Here is a 19,293-nt window from a genome sequence, read left to right as displayed (position 1 = left end):
TGGCTTAGAAATTGAGACAAATGAGGGGTAAAAAATGAGGGGCAATGGAAAAAATTCACCATTGGATAAAGAACCACGGACTTTTGCGCTTGAAGAAGCGTTTCTGACACGCAAAAATTATAAAGTCATCTTTTGTATTGCTTTCATTGTGGCAGCTTTAAGAACGGCTCTTCGCTTCGTACCCATGTTGCTTGGGTGGAAGTTGGCGGAGTGGGAAGGGGATGTCGTGGCAGCTCTCTTGTTAATCATGTGGCTTATATCATGGTTTATTTTTTTGTTCATCCCTGTTGCCTTTGTGGTTCGTATCATTTTCACGGTTATGTTGAAAGAAAAGATCGATATGTTGGAGCAAGCAATCTGGAAGCGGAGAAAAACCGCTTCTCAACAAAACAGCGCATGAAGGGGCGGAGAAAATGATAGATATTAAAATGATGGATATTATTGTTGTACTCTCGTGGGGTGTGGGCTTGACGCTTTTCACGCTGCTTTCTGCCGTGGTCGTGATGTTTATTTGGGCATTGTATTACTCTACTTTCAAGCGGGTGAGACTGTATTGCCAAGTGACAAAAGAATTAAGCCGCGTGCTTGAACAACCTGTCGCTTTTGAGCCGTCTAGTGGAGAAACGCCGATGATTAAGCCGTTATCTGAGGAAAAAGAGTTTTCTCTTTCTGATGAAGAAATCTTAACGATGGAAAGTGCAACGGCGCTTTTAAAGAGTTTGGGGTGGAAGGTGGAAATTGAAGGAAAAGGAGATCATTTGGCCACCTATTATTTACCAGATCGTGAAGTGCAGTTTCTTTATAATGCTGAGAAGGGGTATCCGCGATTTGATTGTGCAATTGCGGTGGTTTCTGGTATCCATGCGGCGGCTTGCCAAACGATAGACCCTTATAATTCTGGAGGCTTGATTGCTCTTGAATTGAGTTTTGATGTGAAGGGGGTGGAAATTTTTGAAGAAAAGGTAAGCGTTGGATGTTTACGTCGTGCACTCGAGAAGGCTTTAGATGAGGCAATGACTGAGGTTGATCTTGGCAAGATGCTTCACTCTCAATATAGAATCCTGCCTTGGGAAAACAAAACGGTGGTCCCTCGGTTGGCTTCTTATTCCCTGCGTTATCTTGCGGCTCTGGCTTTGATGGGCGATGTTGAAACTTTACACTCTTATCACAAAAGCTTTATGGAAGGTGAGAAGCTGGGCTTTGAAACAAGCATCGAAGAAGAGCATCTGGAACGCGCGATGGTGATTGCTCAGGCGGTAGAAAAGACAAAGCAACCCAGTTACGATTTGCTTCAACAGGCGGCAAAGGATTTTTCCATGGAGGTAGAAAGCTATGAATGTTTTAGAGCTACAGATCCCAATTTGTGCAATAGAAGAAGAGATTCTTATGAAAATTTGATCGAGGAAAAAAGACAAGAATTAAGGCAACAGGGATATTTTGTTTACGAAAAGGACGCAATTTGTGAGGTTGATGGAAAAAACTATCGTCCTCATATTCTTTACATAAAGGATGGGGAGTTAGAATATATGGATGTAGAAATTAGGATTGATGAAAAAATTTATTGAGAAAAATAAAGAGTTTAGATAAATTAAAAAGAGCTTAAACCTAAAAATAATGCGTAAAAAGCGCGAAGTGTAAAAGCAGAGGGGAACAATGCAGGAGAAAAAAGCAACATTTGAAGTGTCTTTCTTTTCATTCAAAAAATTTATGGTGTCTTCAGTGGAAAGGCGTAAAGGGGTGAGGAGCTGTGAAATAATAGGGCGCCGCTTTTTCACTATGTTTTGCACATGTCTTATCATGATGGCTTTAGAAGTTCCTGCTGGTGCAAAATCTCTGGTACAGCCGTTGCAATGGATAAAATGGGAAGGAATTGGTTATCTTATTTTTCTCTTACCAGTGTTGATTTGGTTTTGTCTTCTCACTCCTCTTCCGATCATTTGGGGGCTTTATCGTTTTAAAGAGCGCAGATTGGAAAAAATAAAGAAAAAACTAAAAGAAAAAATAAAGCAGCAAGAGATTAATCAATGAGACTATACGCATGAGGGGTGAGATCGCGCTTTTTATTTTGTTTCTGCCGTTTGGATATTTTCTTCTAAATGCAGTTACAGTTTTTGCCATTTTCGTGAATATGATTATTGTGGCGCCTTATTATTCTTTAATCAAGCGTTTGAGGCTCTATTACAGAGTGAAAAAACAAAGACGTTTGATGAAAGAACACCCACAGCGTTTTTGTTTCTTTGAAAAAAGCGGAAAAGAAAAAGAGAGAGTGCCGCAAAACTTAGCACTAGAAACACAGATAAGTTCCTATTCGTTAAAAAAATGGCTCGCTTTTTCACGCAAAGATTATATCCTCCACGCATGCCTCTCTTTCATCATTATGTTTTTCAAAGCTTATGTCTATGTGATTTGCTCTAAAGGGATAGCTGAGATAGATGAGAGCAGATTTGAATATATTATCATTCTCTTGTTTTTCTGGTTTTTTTTATCGGTATGTATTTTTGCAACGATCCCTGTTGTTGTGATCCTTCGTGAAATTTTAACCCATCGATTGAAAAAGAAGATTCAGCAGTTGGAAGAAGTGACTGAAGCAACCCAATCAATCAATTTATACCATACAAATTAATTTATAAAGGGAAGGGGATAAAATGCATTACGAAATAGCGGCATTTTGGACGGTGATTTTGATCATTCTGCTGGGGGGTGTTTTTGATTTTTTCTTAACAATACCCATTGTGGCACTGTATATTTCTTTTATAAAGCGTTTGATATCGTATTACAAGGTTACCAAACAATTAAACGCAGCGCTGAAAAAGCGCATGTAGTGCTCGTGTCATGGGGGAGGCATAAGTTTTAGATCATGCCATTGCTTCACAGCTTGGGAGGAGGGCATGGATTATTTTTCTCATTTTACGCTGATCTCTGTTTGAAAAGGGCTGTTGGCAATGAATAGGCTGGTGATAGGCTTTAATGGGGCTGTTGATCGGAAGTTTTGTTATTTTCTGTGAATTTGCAAAATCGTAAAAACGTGAAACTGTAATAGGGCGTGTGGTTGGTCAAGAGCCGTGACGGTTGTGGGGCGGTTGGGGAGAAGAGGTGCCAATGGAGGATGGTTGGATTGTGCAATGCGTCAAAATTGGAATGTGGGAATGGAGGGCGTTGGGGGAAAGGGTTGATGGCAATGAATAGGCTGATGATAGGCTTTAATGGGGCTGTTGATCGGAAGTTTGCTTGTTTTCTGTGAATTTGCAAAATCGTAAAAACGTGAAACTGTAATAGGGTATGTGGTTGCTTAAGGGCTGTGATGGTTGTGGGGAGGGGATAAGCCCGTGTGAGGAGGAAAAAAGTTTGGTTCTGAAGCTGTTGATATAAGGATGCTGTTTAGAGGCGTAAAGGAGGGGAACTGTTCGTTCACAAAGCTTATGATGTAGAGAGTATAGGCTATTCAAGAGGATGTTTGGGTATGGATAGAGATTGGGGGGCTCGGCTTCTTTGCATGGCAAGAGGTATTGATCATAAGTTTTGTTTATTCATATGGTTTTTTATGGCATCCAGTACTTGTTGGCTTATCTCCTGATGTGTTAGCCATCGTAAACCTTTTGACGTTGTTTTTTGTCCTAATTGAATGGGGATAAAATCAACTTTGTTTTTGCGCGCGCACTCGAGGATCATTTGATCATGCGTGTTGGAACTAAAAATATGAAGAATACATGGTGGTTTAGGCAAAAGAGCTAACTGCTCAATTAATGCGCAAGAAAATGCATGGGCAGGTGAATGAATCCATAATATGCAATATTTTAGATCATGCCATTGCTTCACAGCTTCTAAAAATTGTGCCTTTGATGCTGCACAATCATAATCCAATGGCACACACATATGCTGTTTTTGCAATGCCTCAAGCTGGACTTTATGGGAAAGAAAGCGTGCAGCAATAATCACTTCTTGCGGCTCTAGTGATTGATACAAAGGGGCAAGCATCCCTGTGCCCCCTACCACTAAATAACGATAGTGCGCATCCTTTTTTTTCATGCCCCCTCCCTTATTGCTTTAAATCCCACCTCTTTGCTTTAAAAATGTGTACATTTCATCAGCAAGTCTTTCACAACGTGTTTGTACCTCGTCACTTATAACTTTCCAAGTACGACCTTCATCATCTGAGGAAAAATCTTCGTTGGAAGATGCGATTTGACATTGGAGTGCATAGCCATAAAGCGTGCGCACCAACGGCAATAAATGTTCACACGGTTGTGCGCATTTTTTGGCGGTACTTCCATGAGAGATAAGCCCAACAGGTTTATTTAAAAAGGCATTATAGCTCAAATTATCAAGAGCATTTTTTAAAACACCCGAATAAGACCCTTGATAAACGGGGCTTGCTAGAATAACGCCATCAGCCGCTGCAATGGTTTTTACAAACTTACGAACCGCAGCACTTGGATTAGCCTCAACCTGCTGATGATAATCTGGATCTGTCATCGGCAAGGGCTGTTCACGCAAATCAACCCAATGAAGTGATGCACCCCGCTTTATGAGGCAATCGGCTAAATAATTGGCTAAAGTTCTTGTTAAGGAAGGTTGACGCACAGACCCCAAAATAATTGCTATATTCAACAGGATTCTCCTTTATCTTTTCCCCACAAGCCTATAACGCAAGGCTTATAAAGAATTGTGAGTAAAATGGCGCGTATCATTATGCTGTCCATAAAGAGCAATTGTGATGATATCGCATCATCATAGAATCAGTCCATGCTAACAAGATTGTTGACAAAACAACACCTCAAACTTGTAAGGGAATGTTAGTGCTTTCATTAATATTAAAATGCTTGATCTCAAGAATCGCGGCTGTCTCGTGTCTTAGAAGCGCTTTTATGAATATATTCTGAGCTATTGGCTTGCAAGAACTCTAATGAAAAATGGAATGTATCGTCATATTTTGATTTATAATGATCATTGAGCCTTTTTAATTGAAATAAGAAAGTTGTAAGATTTTCTCATTTCAAATGTTCTTATTGCGCGATCATTTGCAAATCAATGGAAGTTCCTTTTTTTATGTCTTAAGTGGGCGGAAAACAATTGAGAAAAGAATAAAAATGCTTCTGTCTTTTCAAGGGATAAAGACTATCGTAGAAGCTAGATATGCCTGTTTTTGGGGCAGGGGTGGGTTTGTTGTAGGAGCCTTAGGCTAATGGGGGTTGTCCGTGTTGAGGAACGAGTTATGGCGTGGCTTGTCGCAAGGGGAGGGTAAGGCTATTGTAGAGGCCACAGGGGGCGTATATGAATGGTGCCGGATTACATTTTTTATTGAAATAATGGTGGTGATAGAGTTTATAGTAAGGGGGATATATTCATGGGGGCGCTATTGTTATCCCCTTCATGGGGGCTGTTCATGAAATGGGGGTGATGCGTGTTGGTTTGCAAGTGTTGAGAGATGTTTCTTTAAAACAAGCACCTGAATTGGCAAAAGTATTGGCAACATAAATATGCGATACGAGTGTTCTCTGGGGTGTTCTGTTTGACGATAATGGATGCAATTGTGCTTGAGAGGTTATTCGTGTCTTTATAAAGTCAGGGACAAACAGTTGCATAAAAGGGAAGAGCAAATGAAGGGGGAAAATTCCACATTTTATAACAAACGGTGCTCTCTTGTTTTTGGAAAATCATTTCGTTCTTATAAAGATCATATTATTATTTGTCTTATTTCTATCCTTATTGGGATAGGTTATAAAGCTCTTTTGATCCCATTAGAATCCAAGTGGACGTTGAGTGTATCGCAGGATAGCACTCTTTTGGCGCTTTTTGTGCTGCGTGAAGTCATCATGGTGTGTGTTGTTGCCTTGATGCCTGTTTTATTGGTGCTTTATCTCATCTTAACGTATTTGTTGAAAAAAAAGATTCAGCAGTTGGATGAGGCTATCCAGCAACGGGGGCACACAACCGATCAACAAAATAATTCGGTAAAAAACAATAGAGAAACAATAAGCAGTTTTTTTATCGTATACTTTTGGTTGATATTTCTGCTAAACGTCTTTTTTCCTGCGGGTGTTGTCATGCTCATTTTAGAATTTTATTATTTTGTTTTCAAGCGCGTGAGAACGTATTGTAGAGTGAAACGGGAATTAAAACGCATAAGAAAAGAGAGTGACAAGGCGCTTGTGTAGCTATCGTGAGGGGTAAGAGGTAATATTTGGAAGCTCATGACACAAGAAGAGGGGATGGTTGGAAAATCATCAGGTAAAGAGGATAAAGAGGCCTATCAGGTTTGTAATGAGGAGGATGCTCTTAATCATTTGGAAAAGCAACAGCGCTTTTAGAAAGTTGGGGTTTTTTGTTGAAAACAAGGGAAGCGCCATGCATCGCACTTTTCGTGGTTCTTAAAAAAGCGGGCATGAGATAAAGAAATGCGTTTTTCATAAAAAAAGGAAGAGCAATGAAGGGGAAAAATTCAGCATTTTATAATGGACTGCGCCATTTTTTCGAAAAAAGTGTTTTTTCTGAGAAAGAGCGTGTTGTCATTTGTTTCCTCTCCCTCATTATTGAGTTGTGGAACAGGATTTTCTTTCTCCCATCCTTAGGCAGCAAAGAGAACTTGACAGGGTGGCAGGATACACCCCTTTTTCTCTCTCTGTGTACGTTTTGGCAAATTATTACAGTGTGTGTTTGGGTCTTGTTCCCAGTTATGTTGATACTCTGCATAACATTGTGGCTTTTGTTGAGAAAAAATACTCAAAAATTGAAAGAAATAAACCAGCAACGGGGTAAAATAACCGATCAAAAGGATTGGTATAAAAAAGGCGATAGAGAAAAAAGGGGTGATATTCTTGTCATGATATTTGTTCTCGTGCTTATGTTCGTGACAGTGTGGGTTGCTGTTATTCCCATGATGATTTTGGAACTTTATTATGGTGTCTTTAAGCAGGTGAGAACGTATCGCTGTTTAAGAAAAGAACTGAAAAACGTCTTGAAAGAACAGGATACAGCGCTTGAGAAGTCATGAGAGGGAAAAAATAATGAAGAAATTATGAGAGATTCAGCCTTTATAGGGATTGCTCTCTATACCATTTTGCCTCTGAGATGGTTTGGTGCTCTTTATGGGTTGTCCGTAAACATTGCTTTAAAGGAGCAGTGTTGGGTGGCATTGAGTGGAAGAAAAGCCGATACTGGATCAGTGTTGATTAAAGGGAATAAGAGCCCGTGGGGTTTAGAGCCTAGAGTGAGTGCTTGGGACTTACTTTATCGTTTGAGACGTGAGGAAGGAACGGTTTTGCTTGTAGGGGCGCGCGGTATATGGGTTGTTTTCGTATTTTTAGGTACCTTGTTCATTCAAGCTTTGAAATGAATCCTATTGAAGTGGGGATGCAGGGTCATTTTCTTGAAAATAGGAGAATTTTTAGGAAGAAAAAGCTGAATTGTGACTATTGTTTATAGATTGGCGTGGTTTGAAAATCTTTATTGTTTGCAATGTGAGGAAGGCAAGAGGGTGGCAAGGTAGCAGGAATATTATTATTTTTATTATGACGTAAGCCATAACGGCCTGTGTACTTTTCTTTATTCCAGGTGGTATTTGGGTTTTGCATCATCATAATGCGTAAATTGGAAAAAAAGATCCAGAAACGAGAAGAGGCAATCTCTGTGTGAGAGCAAATAAGCTCTCTGTCACACGGGTCTTTTCAAAGAGTGAGAGGGGAATACATGAAGGAGCAAAATTGGACATCAGAGCAAGAAACGCATAAAGGAGCGCATTCTTTTTCGCTCCAGAAAGTGTTGCTCTCAGCAAAGGATTATAAAGTTATTTTTGCTATTGCTGTTGTCATTGTCATCTGGAACATGATTCTAGGAATACCAGATGTATTAAATTGGCAGCTGACAGGGTGGCAATATGTTGTGCATGCCGTTCTCCTTAAAACAACGGACATTATAATGGTCTGTGTCATTATTTTTATTCCGGTTATGTTACGGCTTCGCACCAAAGTGACGGGTGAGTTGTACAAAAATATTCAGAAACTAGAAGAAGCAATCTCTGTGCGAGAGCACATAAGCTCTCTGTCGCACGGGCTTTGTAAAGACTGAGAGGGAAAAAATGAACAGTGATCCTATAGCCGTATTTCTATTAGATCCCGAGTTTTGGGTATTTATTGTTATTTGCATGATCATTATCATGCTTGTTTTAGCTCTTTATACCTCTGTCTTTAAACGGATGAAAATGAATTTCCAAGTGAAAGGCGCGCTGGAAAGAGTGCTTAAAGAAAATGATCTTGCAACGCAGCAGTTTTGGAAAGATGAAGCCGTGGTACAGGAGAGGCGTTTGCAACTAAAGGAAAAAGAGTTCTCTGCCGATTATGATGATGATGAAATTCTCACGATAGAAAGTGCAACAGGGCTTTTAAAAAGCTTGGGATGGTCGGTGGAAATCGAGGGAAAGGGAGATTATTTGGCAACCCTCTTTTTACCAGATCGCGAAGTGCAGTTTCTTTATAACGAGAAACGAGTGGAAGAGTTTTCGCCTTTTGATCGCGGACTTTTAATTATGAGCGGTATTTTTGCGGCGGCTTGTCAGACGATTAATCCGCATAATTCTGGGGTTTTGCCAACAGTATTTATAAATTTTGTGTTCAATGGATTGGAAATTTTTGAAGAAAAAGTGAGCGTCCAGCTTTTAAAGAAAGCTCTCGATAAAACTTTAAAATGGACAATGGAAGATGATTCTTTGCTTGAAATGTTTCGCTCTCAATATAGTATTCCCCCTTGGGAAAAAGACTCTTTATCTTGGGCAACGGATGGAGACGTAGAGTTTGCACCTTATGCTTTGCTGCATCTTGCTGCTCTTGCCTTGCTGGGCGATGTTGAGACTTTAGCTTCTTATGACGAAAGTTTTACGGCAGGGGAGAAGCTTGGCTTTGATGAAACCATTGAAAAAGTCCATTTGGAACGCGCGATGGTGATCGCTCAAGAAGTGAAAAGGGAAGGAAAGTTCAGTTACGATCTACTGGAACGGGTTGCTGAGAAGTGGTCTATAGCCATGGACTATCAGCTTTTCAGAGTGAGATCTCCTAATACGTGTAACCAAAAACGAGATTTTCATAAAAAAATAGTCGAGAAGAAAAAACAAGAATTAAGGGAACAAGGGTTTGAAGGGGTGAGTGATGAACAGTTCGTGTTTGAAGCAGAGGGGGTAAAACATGCTCCTGATATTACTTATATTAAAGATGGTAAAATCGCATTTATGGATATAAAAATTGATTAGTGTTGTACTCTCCTGTTGAAGAAAAGCACCCTTATTTAAAAGATGTGAAAGCGCCATGATTGAGACGCTTTCACACCTTTCTTACCAGAGCAAAATAAAGGGCTTGAAAAATCGAGAATAATAGCCAAGATTTTAAAAAATAGACTGAAAATGGCTTGATCCTCAAGAATAGAGGAGAAAAATCAATTATAAATTTTTCTATCTTCTTTAAGACGGTTCTGTTGTTTTGTTAGAAAATGCTCATAAATTATCGCTTATTCAAGCACTATGAGGGGAAGCTCTATTGACTAAAGTGCTATGGGAGGGAAGCTAGGGGTTAGAGCCTTTGTCATTTGAGATGAGAGGAAGGCAAAAAATGGCATTTTTGAGCAGTGTTAAAGTCTTTTTCCTTTGAGGTGTTTTTTGTCTTTTTAAGAAGTCCTCGCCAATGAAGCAGCGCTTGTTAAGCCTCAACAGCGTTTCAGTATGGTGATATTGATACAAAAATTTATGGTATTTTTGTGTTTTTCAGTCTGCTTCATGGAGATCTGTAAGCCAATCCGATGACATAGGAGATGCATGGTCATTTTCTTGAAAACAGAGGAATTTTTGGGAAGAACAAGAGGATTGCGGACCCTTATTAACGAAAGCGCTATGGGAGGGAAGCTAAGGGGGTAGAGCCTTTGTCATTTGAGATGTGAGACAAGTAAAAATGGCATTTTTGAAGGCGATGATAGATGATATTTGGCCAATAAAAATAAAAACACAATAAAAACTAAACTAAAACAAAGGAAAAATTAAACTAAAAAAGGCCCCATTTTATAAAGGGCCTTTTTATTTAAATTTTACAATATATACAAAACGTATATAACCTTACTTTAAGAACTTTTTGTATCTTATATTCTAGTAGCAACAAGTTGTACGAAATATATAATAATTGATCCTAAAAAACCAGCTATTGCATTCAATAAACTTTTTCCTTTTTCGTATATATCGTTTATTGATGCTTGTTCTGATGCGCTTCTATTACTGATTCTCAGTATATTCAATGTATCCGATGTGTCCCTTACTTTTTTAACAAACTGTAAATTTGTTTTCTCAATAGTATAAGGAGCAACAATAGGAGAGGGTTGTTTATTGACTATACGATCAGATTTTTGAATCGCGAGAGCTAAACCACTTGTAATAGCCCCAGCTATGAAAAAATATCTGATATTCATAGTTTTTCTCCTATATTTATTTCGATAAATAAATATCGATACGTATCATATATAAATACGATTTAAATAACTATAGTAAAAATACAACAATCACAAAAAAGAATAAACTTTGCCTACAAATTGACAAAATTTACCCTTAATTGCCTTAATGAATTCTTTCAGATTTGATTTTATGAAGGCGTAAAAAAGTTTGAAAGCTCTGTAGAGAAGTGGAATCCCATAAGGTGGGTGATACAATAGTTGCTAGCAAACTTCTTTTTGTGCCTTTGACCAAGGATTCATAAAAATGAGGGTTCATAAAAATGAGATGCGATGAAATTTGAGTAAAACCCTTGAAGGGAAGGATTCACTCTATTGAAGGCGGAGTGCATCTTTTCCATGGATTGGATACTGCCTCATGAGGGTTTGGCGGTATCCGTTGAGGGGAAGGATGCACTCTTTTGAGGGCTGGAGTGCATCCTCTTATAGATTGGATACTGCTTTATTGAGGGTTTGGCGGTATCCGTTGAGGGGAAGGATGCACTCTTTTGAGGGGTTGAGTGCATCCTCTTATGGATTGGATACTGCCTTTATGAGGGTTTGGCGGTATCCGTTGAGGGGAAGGATGCACTCTTTTGAGGGCTGGAGTGCATCCTCTTATAGATTGGATACTGCCTCATGAGGGTTTGGCGGTATCCGTTGAGGGGAAGGATGCACTCTTTTGAGGGCTGGAGTGCATCCTTTCCATGGATTGAATGCACTCTTTGGAGGCTAAAGTGCATCCATAGGGAAAGGCATATTCCATAAGAAACAGAGATAACCAAAAGATTTGTTTTTATATTTTATATTGATAGGTTGCTGTATTTGCGAGGGCTATTCATTCTTTATTCTCAATATTTAAGATGATTATGTGATAAGGGTTGTTCGTCAATACAATCGTAAAAGACGCTGAGTATTTTTATAAAAATTGAGATATTTTTGTGCCTTTTTCTTGTTTTTTTTGTGTTTACACAAGATATGCACGGCTTTTCAACAGTTTGTTTTTTTAGCTTTGCTAATGGCGATGGCGTTGGCTAAACACTTCAATCGTTTTAACTGCTTCAACACCGCCTTAAAAAAACAGTGCTTTATAATATGACAAAATAAGCTGTATAACTTTTGATTCTTACGCGATGCTAGAAAAAGGGGAATGTTAGGAGAGATGTTGTCTATATTCTTAGTTTATCTCTTAAGGTAGGAAGATTAACATATTTTCCGGATCTATTTTTATTCGGTTTGACGGTTAAAGAGCAATATCTGAATGGAATCACACTTGTCTCATGTTTTTATTCTCACGCTTTAGATTTTTTCTCATAGGGATTTTGTTTTTAATGGGGGATTTTGTTTTTTAATGGGAGGTTACGCGACTCACGTAAAACAGAATGTTCTAAATAGAATATATTTGTGTTGCACACTTACCTACTTGTTTAAAAACATTATGTTATCTTATCATCACAATTATATTGGTGATTGGGGATATTGGTAAATCTGATAATGGAGAAATCTCTTGCGAAGTGGATAAGTCCTTCTTTAAATTCTCATAAGGAAAAGCCAGTACACTATTATACTATTCGCGCCTCATATGATGACAGCCTTTGGCTCTTGAGCGTGTTCATAAGAGGCATTTTGATTCTTTATCTTTGAAGTGCGTTATTTCATATGTCTCTCATGTTTGTAATGTGGAAAAGACAAGGTGTTGATTGATGCAACATGAAATAAATTTAAAATGAGAGAATCCCTATGATATCTGCGTCTCTTAATTTTATATGGATAACGGGTTTTAATATGGATAACGGGATATGATGATTATAAATCAATATGTTGTCGTGATACATCAACCTGTTGGGGGGGCGATAAAGAAAGTTATCCAATAGTTAAGTCATTCTGTTATGCCGTAAAACACGGTCATGTGAGGTTTGGTGATATGAAGCAAGCTTCTGTTGCGTCTTGAGTTTAGCGGAAAATCCTGAATAGAAGCCAAGAGGGAATGGCAAACCAAGAGGGAAGTGTATCCAAGCTGTTTGTAAATCAGATTGAGTTAAGAATCTTTGTTCTTTAAGAATGGAACGCAAGTCAATTTGACAAAAGAATGATCTATTTTGCGGGTAAACCTTATGGAGGAATATCACAAAGCTCATAAGGAAGTGATTTAAGACAATACAGTTATAAAAAAGTACAGTCATAAAAAAAGTCCTCTGTCGCAATCAGAGGACCAAAAAGCAGGAGAATTTTAACATTGACTCGCAGGACGTGTCAAAAAAGAATAAATTCAAAAGGCCGTACTAATACAAAAAAATCATACTTAAATAACCTACCACATTATAATTAGCAGAGAATTGAAAAAATAGCAATATAAAAAATACTTTTTACAAAAAATTTTGTCATTTTGCATTAAAACTTAATACTTTTTTCAATTGAATATTTATTTTAAGACTCGATATTAATTAAACTATATTTAAAAATATTATGATGCATGCAAGCATCTTGAGAATATTCTTCAATAAAAAACGAATTAAGAGCACCTCATGATTATAGGATTGATATGGGGGAAGGCTTTTTGTTTTTAAGAGTTTAGGGTGTATCTTAAGTATGTGTGTGGGGGGTGAAGTATTGTCCTTTTGGGTGGGGGGGCAAGGTAATGGAAATGGGGGCGAGAGCTGCTCAATGCTTGAGCCCGTGTGTGTGGGAAGGGCTTTAGAGGGGGCGGGGGCAACATGGGAGGCCGCTTAAAATGGCGAGGAGGGGATTATTCAAAATGTTTATGGTTTGCATATCCCCAATGAAATGCGAGCAAGTCTAAACAATCTCGTAAATGATCGGCAAGAGAGTTTTGTTTGCGTTTTGAAGAACTTAATTCTTTTATCGCTTGTCCATAGCCGATAACGCGTTCAAGCAGTGAATAGCCAAGAATACCCAGTTGAACTTTGATTGTTCTTAAATGATTGGATGCTTCTATTTGACGTTCAATAGGGTGTGTGTACCCTTGGCTACAGGAAACCTTTTCACGGGTGTAGTCAAGGCTCATGTGGAGATCGGCTTGGCTTTGACGCCAGTAAAAATAAAAACGTTCTGCTGCTTTATATTGGGCTTTGCTGAGATGTCCTTTCGCATATAAAAGGGCAATGGGATGGCTTTGTGCATTGGCAATGGCATTGATAGTGCGCGGATTGCTGGAACTTTCTGGATGATTGGGTTTAAAATAAGGATTACTTGTTTCAACAGGGATTTCTTGCGTCTTTAAATGACCAATGTGCTTTCCTTTATCTTGATGGTCAAGTGGGCAGGTTTGCGTATTTTTTTTCTGCTTATGGGTCATAGCATCTCCTTAAAAATTTTAATTTTGCTTCTCGTTTTTAAAAAATGTTGCTTGCTCTAGGCAAAAGAGAGGGATGAGAGGAAGACATGTGTTGGAGTGTGCGTGTGGGTATGCGCTCTTGGGGGTGACTTGGACTGTTGCGCTTGTGTGTGGGAGCCCCATGGATTTGGCTCTTGAAAAGAGGGGTGTTTTGTCGCATGGTGGATTTTCCTTGAATGGCTTGATGGGGGAGGTGAGTGATGGCGCGCGGGCTTTTGTCTCTGAAGGGATTGGTGTTTAGCTGTATTGTGGCCTATGTCTCTGTGGCTGTTTATGTGGAAATGAAGGCGTTGGGGATGACGTGGGGCGTATTTTTACGGGCTGTGGCGTTTTATGGCATTCCCGGTATTTTCCTTATGTTGGGTTATGAAGTAATGCAGCGGCGTGGTGTAACGAAGGGTTTGTTCCTCAAGATGGTGTTGTTGAGCTTCATTTTGGCTGCTGTCATTGATTTTATTTATAAGCAAGCTGAGCATTTTGGTTTGACTCAGATGTGGTTCTCAAACAGGTGGGTGTTTAACATTCTTTTTGGCGTTGTCTTTGGTCTTGTCCTTGGTCTTATTTATCGTGGGGCAAGGCGTTTTGGGTTTAGACTTTCATTCTTTGAAAAGGATTGATCTTTTGCTGCATTTTTGGCATGGTCTCTGATTTTTGCTTATGAAGGAGCGGGGCGTATGGTGGTTGCGCGGGACATGTTTTTGAAGGGGCTGGCGTTTTGCTGCGTTGTTGGCATGGTCCTTGGTTTTGCTTATGAAGATGCGGGGCGACCGGCTATTACGTGGGAGGTGTTTTGGCAGGGGGTGGTGATTTCTTGCATTGCTGGAGCGACCTTTTGTTTTATTGTTGTGGGAGCAAACAGTAGAACTGTATCGTGGGGCGTGTTTTTCAAGGCTGTGGTGTTTTGCACCATTGCTGTAGTGGTTCTTGGCTTTGCTTATAAGGGAGCGAAGCGTTTTGATATATCATGGGAATTTTTAGTGATAGGAGCGGTGTTTGTTGCATTGCTGGAGCTGTCCTTGGTTTTGCTTATGAGGGTGCGGGGTAAATGGATATCGCGTGGGGTATTTTTATTGAAGTTTCTGGTGTTGGGTGGCGTTGTTGGAGCTGTTGTTGGGTTGGCACATGTGGGAGTAAAGCATATGGGGGGGCGCTGGTTTGTGATCTCGAACAATGAGGTGTTTCTGGGCACTATTGGATTTGTTCCTTTGTTTGCTTATGAAGGTATAAGGTGTGTGCGTGTACTGTTGGGATGGTGCTTAAAAAGAATGAGCATTTCTCTTTTCCACGGGCGTGGTCTTTGATGTTCTTTCTGTGAGGGGTATTTGATGTCGAACGATGTGATGTTTTGGCAGTGGTTGGGGTTTTTCTGCCCTTTGGCTCTCGCCTTTGTTTCTATTTATGTGGGAATAAGGTTTTTCGGGTTTACAAGGAAGGACTTTTTTAAGGGTGGGGTGCTTGCATTCTTTGTTGGCGTGACCTCTAAGTTTGTTTATGCGAAAGCTGAGCATTTTGGTTTGGCTCAGGTGTGGTTTTCAAACAAGTGGGTTTTTTACATTCTTTTTGGCATTGTCTTTGGTCTTATCCTTGGGCTTATTTGTCTAGGGGCAAAGCGTCTTGGGTTTAGGATTTCATTCTTTGTAAAGGATTGATCTTTTGCTGCATTTTTGGTTGTTCCTTGGTTTTGCTTATGAGGGTGCGGGGTGTATGGTGGTTGCATGGGACATGTTTTTAAAGGGGCTGGTGTTTGGTGGCGTTGTTGGAGCTGTTGTTGGGTTGGCGTATAACGGAGCCAAGCATATGGGGGCGCTGGTTTGTGATCTCGAACAATGAGGTGTTTCTGGGCACTATTGGACTTGTTCCTTTTTTTGCTTATGAAGGTATAAGGTGAGTGCGTGTACTGTTGGGATGGTGCTTAAAAAAATGAGCATTTTTCTTTTCCACGGGCATGGTCTTTGATGTTCTTTCTGTGAGGGGTATTTGATGTCGAACGATGTGATGTTTTGGCTGTTGTTGGGGTTTTTCTGCTTTTTTGCTCTAGCCTTGGTTTTTCTTGATAAGATTGCCAAGCGTCGCTCTGTTACAGGGTGGATGTTTTGGAGATGGGTGGTGCTTTATGGCGTTGTTGCCACCTACCTTGGTTTTATTTATGTGGGCGTGGGCAGGCGCGCTGTTGACGGGGAGCTGCTCTTGAAGGGGGCGGTGTTTTCTTGCATTTTTGCAACTGTCCTTGGTTTGCTGCATCTGGGTGTCAAGAGTATGCCTGTTGCGGGGCAAGTGTTCTTAAAGGCAGTCATATTTTGTTGCATGATGGGCTTTATCCTGTGGTTTGCTGCTGTGGGCGTCAGGGATATGGATAGCATAAGGGCGGTATTCTTAAAGGGATTGCTCTTGACTGTATTGTTGAAAGTGCTCTTGGGGTTCTTTATACGCGAGCAAGGTGATACGGTGTTACAGAGGTTGTTGCGTGCTTTGAATTTTGTGCTGTTTTGCTGCATTTTGGCACTAATCCTTTTTTTTACCCGTCTGGGAGCAGAGAATCTAGGGTTGAGCTGGCTTTGGTTTGCGAAGGATTGGGTGTTTTTCGTCATTTGTGGATTTATCCTTCCTGTTGTTTCTATGGGAGCAAGGCGTGCGCGTGTGAAGGCGGAGGCGTTTTTTAAGAGAGTGGGGTTTATGGAGCATTACAGATAACGTCGAGGGAATGATTGTTCAAGAGAACAGCGATAGCGGTAGGTTTGGGGATCAAACCAAAGCCCTATTTTGCCTTCAAAATCACCAGAACGTTGTTTGGCAATATTCATAATAACGCCGGGGCGTTTGGCTAAATCTGCTTTTTCTTGTGCGAGAGAGGCGGCAAAGATTTTATCTTCTAATGACCGATTGCGCCAAATGGTGATGATGTTAAAGGCATTGGCACCAATCTCTGAGGCGCCTTTAATGTCTTCTGTGCTGGGGATATCTTTATCCAGACCGCCTTTGCGGGCATGGGCTACAAGGTGAATATGTACATTGTTTAAAACAGCCCAATCAACCATTTTATAAACAGCTTGTTCTTGTCTTGCATAATCATCAGAGGCAATGCCAAGCCGCATCAAACTGTCGATGATAAATTGATCGCAGCCATAGCGCGCACGGCAATAGTCAAAGATTTCAAGCAAGGTATCTACGCTCGATTTGCCAACATGCTCATAAAGAATAAGCCCTTCGTCTAAAAAATGAAGAATTCGTTCAATTGTCTCTTTTGTAGGCTGTTCTAAGCCGCCCGTTTGTTTGGTTAAACGGCGAAGTGATTGTTCTCCTTTCATTTCTAGAGACGCTAAGCAAAGGCGACTCTTTTGTGCAATCCAATGGGGAATACAGTCTGATAATAATTGGCTTTTACCTGCACCACTCGCACCACTCCAGAGCGTTAATTCTGCTGGGCGGAAATGCAATTTGTCCTTCAGTTTAGGATAGGGAACCGTATAACCAAGATGTTTTTCAGGCTCTGGCCAAAAAAGCCCAATCACTTGATCTTTATAGTCTGAGGCGCGCCGTAAACCTTCTGGTGCAAAGCTTTGTGCTGAGGAAAAGGCGGCTTTTATGGTGGCTTTATCAATCCCTGCGGTTAAACAGTCATTGGCATCTTTAAGGGGTAAACGGACACGGTAGCAACGGTGGCGTCCAAGCCTGCTGGCAATCTCACGGGCTGCTTCTTCTCCGGGCTGGTCCATATCGGTGGCTAAAAAAATCGTTTCAAAAGATTCTAAATGATCAAATTCATTTTCAATCCAGTTGTGTTTGCCTCCACTACCTCCTCCAAAGGGAACAGAGACCGCCGGATATCCATAGGCGGCTAAGGAAAGTGCATCAATTTCTCCTTCAGTGATAACAATGATACGGTTTGTTGAAGAAAAAATGGGGAATGGCGCCTGTTGGAGCGCATGCGTGGGTGCCTGTTGGTGTGCCTGTGTAGAGGCGGGGTTGGTTGAGGGGGTGTTTTGGGATGCCTGTGTAGAGGCGGGGTTGGTTGAGGGGGTGTTTTGGGGTGCCTGTGTAGAGGCGGGGTTGGTTGAGGGGGTGTTTTGGGATGCCTGTGTAGAGGCGGGGTTGGTTGAGGGGGTGTTTTGGGATGCCTGTGTAGAGGCGGGGTTGGTTGAGGGGGTGTTTTGGGATGCCTGTGTAGAGGCGGGGTTGGTTGAGGGGGTGTTTTGGGATGCCTGTGTAGAGGCGGGGTTGGTTGAGGGGGTGTTTTGGGATGCCTGTGTAGAGGCGGGGTTGGTTGAGGGGGTGTTTTGGGATGCCTGTGTAGAGGCGGGGTTGGTTGAGGGGGTGTTTTGGGATGCCTGTGTAGAGGCGGGGTTGGTTGAGGGGGTGTTTTGGGATGCCTGTGTAGAGGCGGGGTTGGTTGAGGGGGTGTTTTGGGATGCCTGTGTAGAGGCGGGGTTGGTTGAGGGGGTGTTTTGGGATGCCTGTGTAGAGGCGGGGTTGGTTGAGGGGGTGTTTTGGGATGCCTGTGTAGAGGCGGGGTTGGTTGAGGGGGTGTTTTGGGATGCCTGTGTAGAGGCGGGGTTGGTTGAGGGGGTGTTTTGGGATGCCTGTGTAGAGGCGGGGTTGGTTGAGGGGGTGTTTTGGGATGCCTGTGTAGAGGCGGGGTTGGTTGAGGGGGTGTTTTGGGATGCCTGTGTAGAGGCGGGGTTGGTTGAGGGGGTGTTTTGGGATGCCTGTGTAGAGGCGGGGTTGGTTGAGGGGGTGTTTTGGGATGCCTGTGTAGAGGTGGGGTTGGTTGAGGGGGTGTTTTGGGATGCCTGTGTAGAGGTGGGGTTGGTTGAGGGTCCCTGCTGCTGAGGTGTGTGTTGGAATGCTTGCTGAGGTGCGTGCTGGGTTGCTTGTTGGGGCGTGTGCGTGGCGGGGTGGTTTGTGGGGTAAAGGGCTTGCCAACCAAATAAAATCGGTTCACATTGGGAGGCTGTTGGTTTGGTTTTTGCTCCTGCTTGTGCGAGCCGTTCTTTGACTAAAGCAAGGGTGCCGTCGGGTTTATAAAAGGGAAAAATGATTTTTTCACCATCTTCTCCTATGCGGTAACGCTTTATAATCTCTAAAGGAATGTGGCGTTTTTCGTGGAGATAGTTTTTTACAAGATTCTGCGGGCTCTGCCCTGTAGGAACCGGTGGACGGCGATAGGAACGATGGGGCGCCATAAAGGGTTTGGGGCGTGTCAGATTGAGAGTCGCGCGTGCTTCTTCTAAGGCTTGAGAAAGGCTAATGCCTTTGACTTCACACCAAAGGTCTAAAAGATCTCCTCCAGTGCCTTCTGCAAAATCATACCAAAGTCCTGCTTTACTACCACTCAAGCAAATCGATAAACTTTGACCAGCTTCACCACGTGTGTTGCCTACAATCCAATTGTTGCCTCGTTTGTGCCCTTGGGGAAGAAGCATTTCTGCTATTCTATCTGCTTGTGAGATAAGTTTTTGTTTGATTTCAAAAATTGTGCTCATGGT

At 41.4% G+C, this 19,293-nt stretch carries 21 protein-coding genes and 1 pseudogene; 17 read left to right on the top strand and 5 right to left on the bottom strand.

The genetic code is table 11. The annotated features are described in order from the left end of the window. Window positions 1-34: 34 nt before the first annotated feature. The 5 genes from ACFIK1_RS06285 (at window position 35) to ACFIK1_RS06265 (ending at window position 3,241) form a co-directional block, all read left to right on the top strand. Window positions 35-400: a hypothetical protein gene (locus tag ACFIK1_RS06285; RefSeq protein WP_375662352.1), complete on the top strand. Its 366-nt coding sequence runs from the start codon at window positions 35-37 to the stop codon at window positions 398-400. A gap of 13 nt (window positions 401-413) precedes the next feature. Then, on the top strand, window positions 414-1,565 hold the full coding sequence (locus tag ACFIK1_RS06280; RefSeq protein ID WP_375662351.1) for a DUF6990 domain-containing protein: 1,152 nt from the start codon (window positions 414-416) through the stop codon (window positions 1,563-1,565). Window positions 1,566-1,653: 88 nt separating this feature from the next. Beyond that, window positions 1,654-2,028 (top strand): hypothetical protein, encoded by a 375-nt coding sequence (locus ACFIK1_RS06275; protein ID WP_375662350.1) that lies wholly within the window; start codon window positions 1,654-1,656, stop codon window positions 2,026-2,028. A 10-nt stretch (window positions 2,029-2,038) separates the two neighbouring features. Then, window positions 2,039-2,623 carry a hypothetical protein gene (locus ACFIK1_RS06270; protein ID WP_375662349.1) on the top strand — a complete coding sequence of 195 codons (585 nt, stop codon included), beginning with the start codon at window positions 2,039-2,041 and terminating at the stop codon, window positions 2,621-2,623. A gap of 426 nt (window positions 2,624-3,049) precedes the next feature. Next, window positions 3,050-3,241, top strand: coding sequence for a hypothetical protein (locus tag ACFIK1_RS06265; RefSeq protein ID WP_375662348.1), 192 nt, complete (start codon window positions 3,050-3,052; stop codon window positions 3,239-3,241). 269 nt (window positions 3,242-3,510) lie between these two features. On the opposite strand, the gene ACFIK1_RS06260 is transcribed toward ACFIK1_RS06265, so the two are convergent. Both ACFIK1_RS06260 and ACFIK1_RS06255 read right to left on the bottom strand, forming a co-directional pair. Continuing rightward, window positions 3,511-4,026: a short-chain dehydrogenase gene (locus tag ACFIK1_RS06260; RefSeq protein ID WP_375662347.1), complete on the bottom strand. Its 516-nt coding sequence runs from the start codon at window positions 4,024-4,026 to the stop codon at window positions 3,511-3,513. Window positions 4,027-4,044: 18 nt separating this feature from the next. Then, a complete protein-coding gene (locus tag ACFIK1_RS06255) occupies window positions 4,045-4,608 on the bottom strand; it encodes an NADPH-dependent FMN reductase (protein ID WP_375633355.1) in 564 nt (187 codons plus the stop codon). A gap of 989 nt (window positions 4,609-5,597) precedes the next feature. On the opposite strand from ACFIK1_RS06255, the gene ACFIK1_RS06250 reads away from it, so the two are divergent. From ACFIK1_RS06250 to ACFIK1_RS06230, 5 genes are all read left to right on the top strand, one after another. Further along, complete coding sequence (locus tag ACFIK1_RS06250; protein ID WP_375636904.1) at window positions 5,598-6,155, top strand: hypothetical protein; 558 nt, start codon at window positions 5,598-5,600, stop codon at window positions 6,153-6,155. 269 nt (window positions 6,156-6,424) lie between these two features. Continuing rightward, window positions 6,425-6,991 (top strand): hypothetical protein, encoded by a 567-nt coding sequence (locus ACFIK1_RS06245; RefSeq protein ID WP_375662346.1) that lies wholly within the window; start codon window positions 6,425-6,427, stop codon window positions 6,989-6,991. A gap of 24 nt (window positions 6,992-7,015) precedes the next feature. After that, window positions 7,016-7,333 carry a hypothetical protein gene (locus ACFIK1_RS06240; protein ID WP_375662345.1) on the top strand — a complete coding sequence of 106 codons (318 nt, stop codon included), beginning with the start codon at window positions 7,016-7,018 and terminating at the stop codon, window positions 7,331-7,333. Window positions 7,334-7,686: 353 nt separating this feature from the next. Beyond that, complete coding sequence (locus ACFIK1_RS06235; RefSeq protein ID WP_375662344.1) at window positions 7,687-8,064, top strand: hypothetical protein; 378 nt, start codon at window positions 7,687-7,689, stop codon at window positions 8,062-8,064. Window positions 8,065-8,074: 10 nt separating this feature from the next. Then, window positions 8,075-9,238 carry a DUF6990 domain-containing protein gene (locus ACFIK1_RS06230; protein ID WP_375662343.1) on the top strand — a complete coding sequence of 388 codons (1,164 nt, stop codon included), beginning with the start codon at window positions 8,075-8,077 and terminating at the stop codon, window positions 9,236-9,238. An 875-nt stretch (window positions 9,239-10,113) separates the two neighbouring features. Here the strand turns inward: ACFIK1_RS06230 and ACFIK1_RS06225 are convergent. Beyond that, complete coding sequence (locus ACFIK1_RS06225) at window positions 10,114-10,437, bottom strand: hypothetical protein (protein ID WP_375662342.1); 324 nt, start codon at window positions 10,435-10,437, stop codon at window positions 10,114-10,116. 2,607 nt (window positions 10,438-13,044) lie between these two features. Between ACFIK1_RS06225 and ACFIK1_RS06220 the strand changes: the two genes are divergently transcribed. Beyond that, on the top strand, window positions 13,045-13,185 hold the full coding sequence (locus ACFIK1_RS06220; protein WP_375634516.1) for a hypothetical protein: 141 nt from the start codon (window positions 13,045-13,047) through the stop codon (window positions 13,183-13,185). Window positions 13,186-13,201: 16 nt separating this feature from the next. Here ACFIK1_RS06220 and ACFIK1_RS06215 read toward each other — a convergent pair whose 3' ends face one another. Then, window positions 13,202-13,771: a hypothetical protein gene (locus tag ACFIK1_RS06215; RefSeq protein WP_375662341.1), complete on the bottom strand. Its 570-nt coding sequence runs from the start codon at window positions 13,769-13,771 to the stop codon at window positions 13,202-13,204. Between the two features lie 73 nt (window positions 13,772-13,844). Between ACFIK1_RS06215 and ACFIK1_RS06210 the strand changes: the two genes are divergently transcribed. The 6 genes from ACFIK1_RS06210 (at window position 13,845) to ACFIK1_RS06185 (ending at window position 16,501) form a co-directional block, all read left to right on the top strand. Continuing rightward, complete coding sequence (locus ACFIK1_RS06210) at window positions 13,845-14,051, top strand: hypothetical protein (RefSeq protein ID WP_375662340.1); 207 nt, start codon at window positions 13,845-13,847, stop codon at window positions 14,049-14,051. After that, complete coding sequence (locus tag ACFIK1_RS06205; RefSeq protein WP_375642920.1) at window positions 14,011-14,427, top strand: hypothetical protein; 417 nt, start codon at window positions 14,011-14,013, stop codon at window positions 14,425-14,427. Before ACFIK1_RS06210 ends, ACFIK1_RS06205 begins: the two co-directional genes overlap by 41 nt. 15 nt (window positions 14,428-14,442) lie before the next feature. Continuing rightward, window positions 14,443-15,111, top strand: coding sequence for a hypothetical protein (locus ACFIK1_RS06200; protein ID WP_375662339.1), 669 nt, complete (start codon window positions 14,443-14,445; stop codon window positions 15,109-15,111). A 24-nt stretch (window positions 15,112-15,135) separates the two neighbouring features. Then, window positions 15,136-15,459, top strand: a complete 324-nt coding sequence (locus tag ACFIK1_RS06195; protein WP_375642848.1) for a hypothetical protein — start codon at window positions 15,136-15,138, stop codon at window positions 15,457-15,459. A gap of 4 nt (window positions 15,460-15,463) precedes the next feature. Then, window positions 15,464-15,640, top strand: a complete 177-nt coding sequence (locus ACFIK1_RS06190; RefSeq protein WP_375662338.1) for a hypothetical protein — start codon at window positions 15,464-15,466, stop codon at window positions 15,638-15,640. A gap of 150 nt (window positions 15,641-15,790) precedes the next feature. After that, window positions 15,791-16,501 carry a hypothetical protein gene (locus ACFIK1_RS06185; RefSeq protein WP_375662337.1) on the top strand — a complete coding sequence of 237 codons (711 nt, stop codon included), beginning with the start codon at window positions 15,791-15,793 and terminating at the stop codon, window positions 16,499-16,501. On the opposite strand, the pseudogene ACFIK1_RS06180 reads toward ACFIK1_RS06185, so the two are convergent. Further along, window positions 16,495-19,290: pseudogene (locus ACFIK1_RS06180) on the bottom strand (toprim domain-containing protein); the annotation flags it as partial. The gene ACFIK1_RS06185 and the pseudogene ACFIK1_RS06180 sit on opposite strands and share 7 nt — an antisense overlap. Window positions 19,291-19,293 lie beyond the last annotated feature (3 nt).

Source organism: Bartonella sp. OC16QHHD (assembly GCF_042194035.1).
In the GTDB taxonomy this organism is placed as follows: Bacteria; Pseudomonadota; Alphaproteobacteria; order Rhizobiales; family Rhizobiaceae; genus Bartonella.
This window is presented reverse-complemented; position numbering and strand designations above follow the sequence as displayed.